The sequence below is a fragment of the Psychrosphaera sp. genome (genome assembly GCF_982872775.1).
The window spans coordinates 3,052-15,520 of record NZ_CEYNSH010000006.1; the positions used below are offsets into that span (position 1 = coordinate 3,052).

At 42.4% G+C, this 12,469-nt stretch carries 13 protein-coding genes; 9 read left to right on the plus strand and 4 right to left on the minus strand.

All coding sequences use genetic code 11. The annotated features are described in order from the left end of the window. The 5 genes from ftsY to AC4E96_RS02935 form a co-directional block, all read left to right on the plus strand. Positions 1 to 920 (plus strand): signal recognition particle-docking protein FtsY (gene ftsY, locus AC4E96_RS02915; protein WP_490254861.1); only part of this gene is annotated, 920 nt, incomplete at its 5' end. A 294-nt stretch (positions 921 to 1,214) separates the two neighbouring features. Continuing rightward, positions 1,215 to 1,916: a cell division ATP-binding protein FtsE gene (gene ftsE, locus AC4E96_RS02920; protein WP_488032833.1), complete on the plus strand. Its 702-nt coding sequence runs from the start codon at positions 1,215 to 1,217 to the stop codon at positions 1,914 to 1,916. Further along, entirely contained in the window at positions 1,917 to 2,903 is a 987-nt protein-coding gene (gene ftsX / locus AC4E96_RS02925) for a permease-like cell division protein FtsX (protein ID WP_488032834.1), read from the plus strand. It abuts the gene before it with no gap. A gap of 308 nt (positions 2,904 to 3,211) precedes the next feature. Then, on the plus strand, positions 3,212 to 4,078 hold the full coding sequence (rpoH, locus tag AC4E96_RS02930) for an RNA polymerase sigma factor RpoH (RefSeq protein ID WP_488032835.1): 867 nt from the start codon (positions 3,212 to 3,214) through the stop codon (positions 4,076 to 4,078). 190 nt (positions 4,079 to 4,268) lie between these two features. After that, positions 4,269 to 5,090, plus strand: a complete 822-nt coding sequence (locus AC4E96_RS02935) for a DUF2797 domain-containing protein (RefSeq protein WP_490254862.1) — start codon at positions 4,269 to 4,271, stop codon at positions 5,088 to 5,090. Between the two features lie 135 nt (positions 5,091 to 5,225). On the opposite strand, the gene AC4E96_RS02940 is transcribed toward AC4E96_RS02935, so the two are convergent. From AC4E96_RS02940 to gpmM, 3 genes are all read right to left on the minus strand, one after another. After that, the gene (locus AC4E96_RS02940) at positions 5,226 to 6,050 is read right to left on the minus strand and encodes a divergent polysaccharide deacetylase family protein (protein WP_490254863.1); all 825 of its coding nucleotides are present in this window, start codon (positions 6,048 to 6,050) and stop codon (positions 5,226 to 5,228) included. A gap of 122 nt (positions 6,051 to 6,172) precedes the next feature. Further along, entirely contained in the window at positions 6,173 to 7,336 is a 1,164-nt protein-coding gene (locus AC4E96_RS02945) for a murein hydrolase activator EnvC family protein (protein ID WP_490254864.1), read from the minus strand. 211 nt (positions 7,337 to 7,547) lie between these two features. Beyond that, positions 7,548 to 9,077 carry a 2,3-bisphosphoglycerate-independent phosphoglycerate mutase gene (gene gpmM, locus AC4E96_RS02950; RefSeq protein ID WP_490254865.1) on the minus strand — a complete coding sequence of 510 codons (1,530 nt, stop codon included), beginning with the start codon at positions 9,075 to 9,077 and terminating at the stop codon, positions 7,548 to 7,550. 142 nt (positions 9,078 to 9,219) lie between these two features. Between gpmM and AC4E96_RS02955 the strand changes: the two genes are divergently transcribed. Genes AC4E96_RS02955 through gpsA form a run of 4 tightly spaced genes read left to right on the plus strand, consistent with a single transcriptional unit; the run spans position 9,220 to position 11,477 of the window. After that, complete coding sequence (locus tag AC4E96_RS02955) at positions 9,220 to 9,651, plus strand: rhodanese-like domain-containing protein (RefSeq protein ID WP_490254866.1); 432 nt, start codon at positions 9,220 to 9,222, stop codon at positions 9,649 to 9,651. A gap of 8 nt (positions 9,652 to 9,659) precedes the next feature. After that, on the plus strand, positions 9,660 to 9,929 hold the full coding sequence (grxC, locus tag AC4E96_RS02960) for a glutaredoxin 3 (protein WP_488032841.1): 270 nt from the start codon (positions 9,660 to 9,662) through the stop codon (positions 9,927 to 9,929). Positions 9,930 to 9,962: 33 nt separating this feature from the next. Then, a complete protein-coding gene (gene secB, locus AC4E96_RS02965; RefSeq protein ID WP_488032842.1) occupies positions 9,963 to 10,451 on the plus strand; it encodes a protein-export chaperone SecB in 489 nt (162 codons plus the stop codon). Between the two features lie 6 nt (positions 10,452 to 10,457). After that, on the plus strand, positions 10,458 to 11,477 hold the full coding sequence (gene gpsA, locus AC4E96_RS02970) for an NAD(P)H-dependent glycerol-3-phosphate dehydrogenase (protein WP_488032904.1): 1,020 nt from the start codon (positions 10,458 to 10,460) through the stop codon (positions 11,475 to 11,477). A gap of 67 nt (positions 11,478 to 11,544) precedes the next feature. On the opposite strand, the gene AC4E96_RS02975 is transcribed toward gpsA, so the two are convergent. Continuing rightward, the gene (locus AC4E96_RS02975) at positions 11,545 to 12,405 is read right to left on the minus strand and encodes an MBL fold metallo-hydrolase (RefSeq protein WP_488032843.1); all 861 of its coding nucleotides are present in this window, start codon (positions 12,403 to 12,405) and stop codon (positions 11,545 to 11,547) included. Positions 12,406 to 12,469 lie beyond the last annotated feature (64 nt).

Here is a 12,469-nt window from a genome sequence, read left to right on the forward strand (position 1 = left end):
CACCTAAGGTGGGCTTGTTTGAACGCCTTAAGCGTGGCCTAGCCAAAACACGCCAGCAAATTGGTGGTGGTTTCTTGGCCTTGTTCTCGGGCAAACAAATCGATGATGATTTGTATGAAGAATTAGAAACTCAGTTGTTGATGTCTGATGTTGGTATGGACACAACGATGAAGTTGATTGACCGTTTGACCGATCATGCCGATCGCAAACAACTCAAAGATGCCGATGCCTTGTATGGTCTTTTAAAAGATGAAATGACGGAAATATTGGCAAAAGCAGACGAGCCTCTTGTTATTCATAATGATGATGGCCCATTCGTTATCTTAATGGTTGGTGTGAATGGTGTTGGTAAAACTACGACAATCGGCAAAATGGCCAAGCAGTTCCAACAGCAAGGTAAATCAGTGATGTTAGCGGCTGGTGATACGTTCCGTGCAGCAGCGGTCGAACAGTTACAAGTTTGGGGCGAACGTAATGATGTTCCAGTAGTGGCACAGCACACAGGTGCTGACAGTGCATCGGTTATTTTTGATGCCTACCAAGCAGCAAAAGCACGTGGCGCTGATGTCCTAATTGCTGATACGGCAGGTCGACTTCAAAACAAAGATAATTTGATGCAAGAGTTATCAAAAATTGTTCGTGTATTGAAGAAGATCAATGAAAACGTGCCGCACGAAGTAATGCTGACAATTGATGCAACCACTGGTCAGAATGCGATGAGCCAAACTAAGATTTTCAACGAAGCGGTTGGTTTAACAGGGATCACCTTAACCAAACTGGATGGCTCCGCTAAAGGTGGTGTTATTTTCTCTGTGGCAGAACAGTTCAATATTCCAATTCGTTACATTGGTGTTGGTGAAAGTGTTGACGACCTTCGCACCTTTGAACACAAAGCGTTCATCGACGCATTATTTGATTAAGCGTACAAATAGAGATTGTGAATTGCCGATGTCGTATTTGCGACTTATCGGCCTAGCGTTAATTAGTGATTGATTAAAGTTGTTTTAATCAGCCATGTGAACATATTTTACGCTTTTTTATATGTTGAGGTTAGGGTACGCTATAAACGATTTGTAGCGTATCTGACCTAAACTAGACGACAAAGTTGTGCTTAAAAACAGGATGTTATCTAGCAACAAGGCCAAGTTTAATTATAAATAATAAAAATAGGTGCAGACCACTGCGCCATTCTATTGGGGGACAAAGGGAAACGCATGATCAGGTTTGAGCAAGTCAGCAAAACATATCCCGGTGGTTTTAAGGCATTGGAAAAGGTGTCTTTCGAGGTAGCCAAAGGTGAAATGGCGTTTCTTACTGGGCACTCTGGCGCAGGCAAAAGTACCTTACTAAAACTCATCAGTATGATTGAGCGTCCTTCTATTGGTAATGTCTTCATTAATGACAAAAACCTAAATCTAATCAAGCCAAATCAAGTACCTTTTGCACGTCGCGACATTGGCATGATCTTTCAAAATCACCGTCTTCTTCAAGAGCATACAGTGTTCGACAATGTAGCCTTACCTTTGGTGATCGAAGGTTATACGCAGGGTGAAATAGCGAAACGAGTACACGCGGCACTGGATAAAGTAGGTCTGTTAGATAAAGCTAAGTGCTTCCCAAAAATTCTTTCTGGCGGTGAACAACAGCGTGTCGGTATTGCTCGCGCCGTGGTGAACAAGCCACCATTATTACTGGCCGATGAGCCTACGGGTAACCTCGACCCAGAATTATCAAAAGAAATTATTAACGTATTCCAACAGTTTAATGATGTTGGTGTGTCCGTCTTAATCGCGACCCATGACTTAGGTCTAATTGCCAGAATGCGTAACCGCACTTTAACACTTAAACAAGGTCGAATGATTAATGATGGTTTGCAACAGTCTCTAAAACCAGAAAATGAAACGTTGGGGTTTTAAATGAGTATTTTATTTAACGCCGACCAAACAGGCGCTCGAGACAAAAAGATCAGTGCTATACAACGCTTCATTTATTTTTGGATTAATAACGCTCGCCAGATTATCACGAGCCTGGGCGAGATTTGGCGTACACCTATCGCGTCTGTAATGACGATTTTGGTGATGGGATTGTCACTAACATTACCTGCGACATTACATATTATTGTTAAAAATGTTCAGTCGATAAATGTTCAATGGGAAAGTGCGTCCGAAATCAGCCTGTTTTTGCATGAAGATTTGACAGAACAACAAATATCCAGTGCGGTGCGTCGTATCAGTGCTTATGATGAAGTCGAATCTTTGCGTTATATAAGTAAAGATGATGCTTTGGAAGAGTTTAAAAAGTTATCGGGCTTTGGTAATGCGATGGATTATCTTTCTGAGAATCCATTGCCAGCGTCAATAATCGTGACGCCTCAACCACAATACCGACAGGCACAAGCGGCCAAGAACCTACTCTATAAGTTACAAAAAGAGCGAGAAGTCGACTTCGGCAAACTAGACATTGACTGGTTGGCTCGACTAAATGCCATCGTTGGCATGTTGGAAGAGTCGGTCATTACGGTCGCAGCTCTGTTATTAGTTTCTGTAGTACTCATCATTGGTAACACGATTCGCTTGTCTATTATTTCAAGACGTGAAGAAATCGAAGTCATGAAGCTGGTTGGTGCAACGGAAGCATTTATCCAACGCCCGTTTGTTTATACTGGTATTTGGTATGGCCTGATGGGCGGCTTGGTGGCATTTATTGTCTTAGCCTTTGTGGTTTGGTGGATGCAATCGGCGCTTGTCGATATTTCTGGTCTGTATATGGCAGACTTTGAAATTGAAGGGCTTAACTTTTCTGAGTTTTTAACCCTAATGTTATTAGCATCAGGCCTCGGCTTTTCGGGCGCATTTTGGTCGGTTCATCGACATATCAAAGAAATCGAGCCAAGCCTCGATTAATCCATTTACCTCCGCTTTACGTAGAGACCTACCAACAATTATTTATTGAAGTGCCGACAATTGAGTCGGCATTTTTCAACTAATCACAATTGAAATCTGACTGAGAGCTTATTGAAATTCAGTTGATAATTAACGTAGTTTAGATCTTAAGTTATTGTTTTATTTACATATTGTGTTTTGTTATTTTTTCCCAAAAATCATAGATCTTTTTGTTCTATAAATAGTTAAAATAAAATTAGCACTCTTGTGTTGAGAGTGCTAATATCAGTTTCAGTTAACCAATTCAGGTTTCTAAAAGGAGCTTCATAATGAATCAAGTTGATAACTCAATGGCACTAGCCTTAACGCCTCAAAGCGGTAGTATCGAGTCGTATGTGTCCTATGTGAGCAACATTAAGATGCTGACTGCTGAAGAAGAGCGCGACTTGGCTTTTAAATTATATGAAGACGGTGATTTAGAAGCAGCTCGTAAATTGATCATGTCACATTTACGATTTGTTGCTCATATTGCCCGTAGTTATTCTGGATATGGCTTACCGCAAGCTGACTTAATTCAAGAGGGCAACATAGGCCTGATGAAAGCCGTCAAACGTTTTAACCCTGAAGTAGGTGTGCGTTTGGTATCATTTGCGGTTCACTGGATTAAAGCCGAAATTCACGAGTTTGTTCTTAAGAACTGGCGTATCGTGAAAGTAGCAACGACCAAAGCACAACGTAAATTGTTCTTTAATCTACGCAAAAACAAAAAACGTTTGGGTTGGTTTAGCAATGAAGAAGTAGAGAATGTTGCAGATTCACTTGGTGTTTCCAAAAAAGAAGTACTAGAAATGGAATCTCGCATGAGTAACTACGACATGGCCTTTGATATGGGCTCTGACGATGAAGACTCAGATGCAACACCGTACTCTCCGTCATTGTACTTAGAAGCACAAAACTCAGATGTCGCTGAGTCTGTCGCTCAAGAGCAATACGAGACACATACAAATCAACGTTTGTTGTCAGCGATTAAAACGTTGGACGAGCGTAGCCAGGACATCTTGTACAGCCGTTGGTTAGATGAAGACAACAAAACAACGCTTCAAGAGTTAGCGGACAAATATTCAGTCTCTGCAGAGCGTGTTCGTCAGCTTGAAAAGAACGCGATGAAAAAGATTCAAGGCTTACTAGCAGCATAATAAACCCGCGCTAGTTAAACCAAAATACTAAAACCAGCTTCGGCTGGTTTTTTGTTTTTTTACTTTCTTTTGTTTTTAGCTTCTTTCATTGCTTGGTTGTGACCTAGCCTTTAAAATATTATCAATACACTATCCAGTCCAGATCATCATTTTATTCTTATTGGTCTGTTTTCAAAAGGAACCTTCTTTTATGTTAGGTACGTTAAAAAAGATGCGCTCGAGTGTCGACGAGCACAACCAAATTCACTATTCATTGCCAGTTGGCGATGAATTACTTCCACTCAACGAGCGAATTGGTCAGCGCCTAACATTAACTCATACGGGTAATATCCATTGCCAAAACTGCGGTAAAAAATCCAAAAAGAGCTTTTCACAAGGATATTGCTTTCCTTGTATGAGAAAGTTGGCAGCATGTGACATGTGCATCATGAAACCAGAGACCTGCCATCATGCAGAAGGGACGTGCCGCGAGCCAGAGTGGGGCGAAGAAAACTGTATGACCCCGCACTACGTTTATTTATCGAACACCTCGGGCCTAAAAGTCGGCATTACCCGCCATACTCAAATTCCAACGCGTTGGGTCGACCAAGGTGCGACGCAAGCCTTGCCAATTTTCAAAGTGAATACACGCCTTATTTCGGGTTTAGTAGAAACGGCCTTGGCTGAGTTTATTGCTGACAAGACAAATTGGCGTGCGCTATTAAAAGGGGAAAACGACAATATGGATCTAAAAGCAAAAGCCGCGGAGCTTATCCCCCAAATCAATGAACGCTTAGAAGAGGTTAGACTTAAGTTTGGTGCAGATGCTGTTGAGCAACTAGATGAAGATATTGTTGAGTTAACCTACCCAGTGACCGAATATCCGACAAAGGTTAAGTCTCATAATTTTGACAAAGAACCGGTCGTTTCGGGTATATTAGAAGGAATAAAAGGTCAATATTTGATTTTTGATACCGGCGTCATCAATATCCGTAAATTTACGTCTTACGAAGTGGCTGTTGAGACCGAATAGAGATAAAGCTCTTGATACAGTGAAGTATGGCCTTGAGCCATACTTCCTACTTCCTACTTCCTACTTCAATCCACGATTAATCATCAAAACATAAATGTATAGTAGCAGCTGCAGTTCGTCAGCCACTAAACGTCATTATTCATCACTGATACGAACGTCAACGGGCTCATGCTCTGGACGTTGTCCCGCAAATTGAATTACAGGCGCTGTTGGCAACAAACTCGATAGTGGAACCAATTCAACACCGTGTTTTTTAAGCATAGGAAGTTGTTCTTTTAGCACTTCGTAGGTTTCGTTATATGGGTGGCCAATGGCAATTGCCGTTCCGTATTTTTGAGCAATACGAATCGTTCGTTTAAGTTGTTTGCGAATAAAACTTGGGTCTTTGTAGTGGTCCAAGAATATATTGCGGTTAAGTGCACTCACTCCCCACTCAGAAGCAACTTGTTCTACCTTGCTTTGATTTGTCGTTTTGCTATCCAAAAAGAACATGTTGTGTTGTCGCAACAATTCCATGGTCCAAGCCATAGGTTGCTCTTTTTGTGTTAGTAAGCTTCCCATATGGTTGTTAACACCAATCGCATAAGGAATGCTTTCAAGGGCCGACAACAAAGTTTGTTGATACTGGTCTTTATCCATATCAGTGAGCAGTGCACCAGGACCTAACAATCGGTTATTACTAGAGGCTTGCATTGGTAAATGGATGATCACGTCTCGCTGTTTAACGGCGGCGAGTTGGGCGTAATCAGGGCCAAGTGGCGTATGAGGAAGCACCGCATAGGTAAGTGCTGCATCCATTTGAAGTAATTTTATATCTGAACGCTTATAACCAATGTCGTCAATGACAATGGCAATTTTACCAACGGGCTCACGACTGAGGTCACTCGCCAGCGTCTGGTGTTGATGTGATAGTGTGGGCTGAGCATAGGCTGTTGTTTGAATAGCCACAGACGTGATCAAACACGTAGCCACACCGACGGCAATCCTGCCGATTCTATTTATTATTTTGCGCACAATAAGTTATAGTTTTTAAAGCTTTTTTAATTTTTATCAATTAGCTACAAGATTATAACTTCTTTAATCTATCGACACCAGCGACCAGGGTCAACCGTTTTTCCTTTATAGCGGATCTCAAAGTACAAGCCTGGCGAAGATTTACCACCACTTTGACCCACTAGAGCAAGTGGCTCATTTTTCTCAACGTAGTCTCCAGGTTGTTTTAGAAGTGCTTGGTTGTGCCCATACAAACTCATGTACTTTTTACCGTGATCAACAACCGTCACCCAACCAAAACCTTTTAACCAATCCGAATAAATAACAATTCCACTGGCGATAGCATTAACAGGCTCACCTAAGTTGCCATCGATCATTACGCCTTTCCAGCGCATTGCACTTTGACGACGCTGACCGTAACGCTTGCTGATCCTTCCTTTTGTAGGCCAGCTTAGTTTTTTCTTAAGCTTGTATAGGCCTGCTAAATCTTCAGGTCGAATGACCGCGTTGCGCTGAGCTTCTTCAATCGCTTTTGCTAAACGTTGTTGGTCGGCTTGCAGCTGGTCGAGTTTGTTTTCGTCGTTTTTGATTCGAGCGGCGAGTTTTTTAAGGGTTTTCTTGCGAGAAGCTTGCGAGGCGACGAGCTCTTTTCGCTCAGCGTCTTGTTGTTGTTTAATTTCGAACAAGGATTGCTGCTGCTGCGCTAGCGAGTCTTCAATTTCTGACAATCGAGTCAATGTGTACTGAATTTCTTCGAGTTGGCTGACTCGAGCATCGTTCATTCGACGATAATAAGTAATAAGTCGTTCAAGTTGGGCAGGATCGTTCTGATTAAGCAATAATTTTGTGTAGTCGTGTTTACCGTTTAGATAAGCAGTACGGACCATTTCGGCGAGTGCTTTTTGTTGTTGCTTTTGTTTTGCCAACAGTTTCTTTTGTTCTGATTTAAGCTTGTCGATTTTATCGTTGACGGCGGTTAATTTGTTGTCGGTTTGCTTTAACTTTAGGACAACTTTGGAAACGGCTAGTTCAGCTCGTTTAAGTTCAACTTCTAGCGAAGACTTTTGTTTGAGTTGCTCATCGAGCTTTTTGGTTTGCGCTTCGATTTGCTTTTGGATTTTGGCCAAGCGTTTGTTTGAGGCTTCTAAGTCATCCTGGTTAGATGCCGAAAAAACATTTGGACTGAAAGTGGCCATCAAACCAAACAGTAAAAACACACTGACAACAGTGGAGAGGCTCCAAGCAAAACGCATTTTAATTCTTCCTAACGACGGGGCAGAGCTATTTGGGATGTTTAAAGCAGCAAATCTTAAAAATAAGCCCAAAAACTAAACCCAAATAAAATAACCCAAGCAAAATAACCCAAGCAAAATAACTAAGATAAACATAAAAAAGGGCTAACAAATGTTAACCCTTATCTAACCAAGCTATCGACTATTAATCAACAGCCTATGACATTAAATGTTAATCAACTAACATTAATGGCTTACCGGTCATTTCTTCTGGTTGCGCCATACCCATTAGTTTTAAGATAGTCGGAGCGACATCACTCAGTACACCGCCTTCAACAGGTTTGGCATCACGACCAACATAAATAAATGGTACAGGCTCGCTTGTATGTGCTGTGTGTGCTTGACCTGTACTTGGGTCACTCATTTGCTCGGCATTACCATGGTCAGCTGTGATCAGACCTTCACCACCTACTTCTTCTAACGCTGCAACCACACGGCCAACACAGGCATCTACCGCTTCACAAGCTTTTACTGCGGCTTCATAAACACCAGAGTGACCAACCATGTCTCCATTTGGATAGTTCACGACGATAAAGTCATAATCACCAGATTTAATGGCTTCGACCAACTTGTCCGTCAGCATTTCTGAGTTCATCTCTGGTTGTAAGTCGTAAGTGGCTACTTGCGGAGATGGGATCAGTTCACGCTTCTCGCCGTCAAATAGCTCTTCACGACCACCTGAGAAGAAAAACGTCACGTGCGCGTACTTTTCTGTTTCAGAGATGCGTAGTTGGGTCTTGTCGTGTTTGGCTAACCATTCGCCCATTACGTTGTTAAGCGCAACAGGGCCAAATGCGACGTCAGTATCGATATCTGCCGAGTACTGCGTCAACATGACGTAAGAATGTAACTTAGGTGTTACTTTACGCTCAAAACCATCAAATTCAGTATCAACAAAAGCTTTGGTGATTTCACGAGCACGGTCGGCACGGAAGTTCATAAATACTATGCTGTCACCATCGTTAACTGAAACTTTTTCACCAATAGTTGTGGCTTTTACAAATTCGTCGTTCTCATCGCGTTCGTATGCTTGTTTCAATCCTTCAATGGCACTCGAGGCTTCAAATTCACCTGTTCCTGCTGTGATTAAGTCATACGCTTTTTCTACTCGGTCCCAACGGTTATCGCGGTCCATTGCGTAATAACGACCAATTAATGTCGCAACTTTACCCGTGTTAGATTCTTCAAAGTGCTTTTCTAAAGCAGCAAGAGACGCCTCTGCGCTTCGTGGTGGAGTGTCACGACCATCTAAAAACGCGTGAACATAAATCTTTTTGGCGCCTTGTTGCTCGGCAAGTTTAATCATCGAATGAATGTGATCTTCGTGACTGTGAACGCCACCTGGAGAAAGAAGGCCCATGATGTGAACCGCACCGTCGTTTTGAACCGCGCCTTTAGCAGCATTAACTAAAGCGTCATTGGAGAAAAAGTCACCATCATCAATCGCTTTAGAAATACGAGTGAAGTCTTGGTATACAACGCGACCAGCGCCTAAATTAACATGTCCAACTTCAGAGTTACCCATTTGGCCTTCAGGTAATCCTACGTCCATGCCGCTGCCTGAAATTAGAGTACTTGGACGCGTTTTCCATAAGTTATCGAGTACAGGCGTGTTCGCATTGGCGATGGCATTATTGGTGGTCTCTTCGCGGTGACCCCATCCATCTAGGATACAAAGCACAAATGGTTTTTTCTTTGACATATTAATCCCAATTCATTTGAGTGACATTTAGAATGATTATTCTAACGCCAATTTTGGTACATGTACAAAAATTTAGCTTTTGGACTCTGCCTAATATGCAGGTATAATCGCGCGACTTTTGTTGTAAAAATGGAACACATTAATGACACAATTTATCGAATTCTTAGGCAATCATCCTGTTATGTCGACAGCATGGGTGGTGCTATTTATTTTACTCGTATCGACATACGTTTCAGCGGCGATGTCTAACATCAAAATGGTTAACACACACCAAATGACGATGATGGTTAACCGTGAAAATGCCACGGTTGTCGATATCCGCAAAAAAGCTGACTTTGATAAAGGACACATCACAGAGTCGCTTAACATCCCTCTTGAGAAGATCACCAAAGAACAATTTGGTGCCCTTGAAAAGAACAAGAGCAACCCAATAGTAGTAGTCTGCAACGCTGGAATTTCAGCTAAAACAGCCGCAAAAGTATTGAACAAGTCAGGTTTTGACAATGTCGCGGTACTAACCGGTGGTTTCCAAGCTTGGACGACAGCCAACTTACCAGTAATCAAAAGCAAATAGGTCGTATCATGAGCGAAAGAAACAGCAAAGTAGATATTTACACAAAAACGTATTGTCCGTATTGTGTTCGCGCAAAGTCGCTTTTAGATTCTAAGCAAGTTGCTTACAACGAAATCAAAATTGACGAGCAACCAGAGCTTCGTGCACCAATGATTGAGCGTGCATCAGGACGTTCGACCGTGCCACAAATCTTTATCGGTGACCATCACGTTGGTGGTTGTGACGACTTAGTGGCGTTAGAACAACAAAATAAGCTAGACCAATTACTAGCTAACTAATAATAAAATCTCAGAACATATCAGGAACCTGTCATGACAGAACAAAATCAAGCGTCTCAAGAAGAGCAAGCAGCACCACAATTCTCTATTCAACGTATCTACTTAAAAGATTTATCGTTTGAGTCGCCAAATGCGCCAACTATTTTCACTAAAGAATACAAGCCTGAGATCAAATTAGACTTAGATAACAAGAGCAAGCAAATCGAACCTGGTGTGTTCGAAGTGACTTTGTCTGTAACTGTAACGGCTACTATCGAAGACCAAACGGCGTTCTTAGTTGAAGTACAGCAAGCGGGTATCTTCGTAATTGGTAACATGCCTGAGCAACAAGTAGCACACATGTTAGGTGCGTACTGCCCGAACACATTATTCCCTTATGCACGTGAAGCGGTTTCTAATTTAGTTAACCGTGGTACGTTCCCTGCGCTAAACTTATCGCCAGTTAACTTTGATGCATTATTTGCACAATACTTACAACAGGCACAACAGCAAGCGCAAGAAGGCCAGTCTTTAGACTCTTAATTCATGATGAGTGAAACTAAATATAAAATTGCGGTTTTAGGTGCAGGCTCTTACGGGACTGCCCTCGCGTTTTGTTTTGCCCGCAATGGTCACGAAGTGATCATGTGGGGCCGAGACAAAGAACAAGTTGCAGATATGCAAGCTAAGCGTGAGAACGCAAAGTACTTGCCGGGGGCGACTTTTCCATCGTCATTGCACGTCACTAATGACCTGCAAGAAGCGGTAACGCATTCAGATATCCATTTGGTTGTAGTACCAAGCCACGTTTTTGCGGACTTGTTGACTCAAATCAAACCAATGCTTCCAAAGCAAACTAAGCTTTGCTGGGCAACAAAAGGCTTAGACCCTCAAACCGGTCGCTTGTTACAAGATGTCGCCAAAGACATTCTTGGTGAAGAACCAGCATTAGCTGTATTGTCTGGCCCTACGTTCGCTAAAGAAATGGTAGCGGGATTACCAACTGCAATTTCATGTTCATCAGAAAATGAAGCTTTTGCGACTGAGCTGTGTTCTTTATTACACTGTGAGCGCAAGTTCCGTGTATATAGCAACAATGATTTTATCGCGGTTCAGTTAGGTGGCGCAGTCAAAAACGTCATCGCTATTGGTGCCGGTATGGCCGATGGTATTGGTTTTGGTGCCAATGCACGTACTGCCCTTATCACACGTGGTCTTGCTGAAATGATGCGACTGGCTCAAGCACTGGGCGCTGATCCACAATCTTTAATGGGTATGGCTGGTTTAGGCGACTTAGTCTTAACCTGTACCGACAACCAATCTCGAAACCGTCGTTTTGGTTTAGCATTAGGTCAAGGTCAATCGGTTGATGAGGCTATGACCGCAATCGGTCAGGTGGTAGAAGGGTATCGCAATACCAAAGAAGTGTTCATGTTGGCCGAGCGCAATCAGGTCGAAATGCCTATCACTGAACAAATCTATCAAGTGCTATATCAAGACAAGCCAGCTCAAGAAGCTGCTGTTGCGTTGTTAGCCCGTGATCCAAAAAGCGAAAATAACATCTGCTAATTGTTGTTTGTTTGGATGCAGAAAGCTTTCGCTAGCTCAAAGCATCATTTACCAAACAAAGCTGCAATCATAAGATAATTGTCCGGCCTTCTTTAGCAAAGAAAAAACTAAACGGAGGCCGCTGTTCAAATACCATATTCGTCAAACTTTCCAATCGCTCATCCGTTGTTGACGGATCATGACAGGTAAATCCCACTAATTTTACATTGGCTGTTTTAGCTAACTGAATCACATCATTCATACAGCTATGACCCACTCCAACTCGATTAATCATTTCGTTATTCATAAATCGTGCATCGTGTAATAACAAGTCCGCACCACTACAAAATAAGGCCCATTCTTCAAAGGTGTGATAACAATGTGATTGTGGGGCAAACAGCTCATTGTTGTGAGCAATGACGATAGTCTTACCCTCACATTCTATTTTGTAAGCTGTCCCGCCATGAGGATGGTTCACTCGCATGCCTTGCACTCCAAACTCACCTATTTCAACAGGGGTTGGTGAGTCGAACTTGGTCCGTTTTATAGTGATATTTGCAGCTAATTGATGGAACTTCTCGACACTAAAACTCTTGTTGATTTGGTCCAAAATGGCGGTGTCGTGATGTTCGTCTTGGTCTGGTGTATAAACCACGATACTTTTGTTTTTTTTATGAATCGGCTCAAACAATGGAAAGCCTTGAATGTGATCCCAATGGTGCTGACTGAGCAAAAGGTTGATTTCGCCTTCGAAAATAGGTTGGTCCGAATAGGAGGAGGAACTATTAAATAGCGAATTGGCCAATCGCAGTCCTGACCCTGCGTTAACAATTAGCCGCTGGCCGTTATTACTCTCGATAACAAGGCAATGGGTATTCCCACCAAAGCGAACGGTATCCGAACCGGGAACCGGGATAACAGCGCGACACCCAAAAAAATGTATTTTCATTTTGTCATCCTTTTACTCATTATCCTATCAGGCGTGTTTAACGACAGCGATCATCGCTTTATCT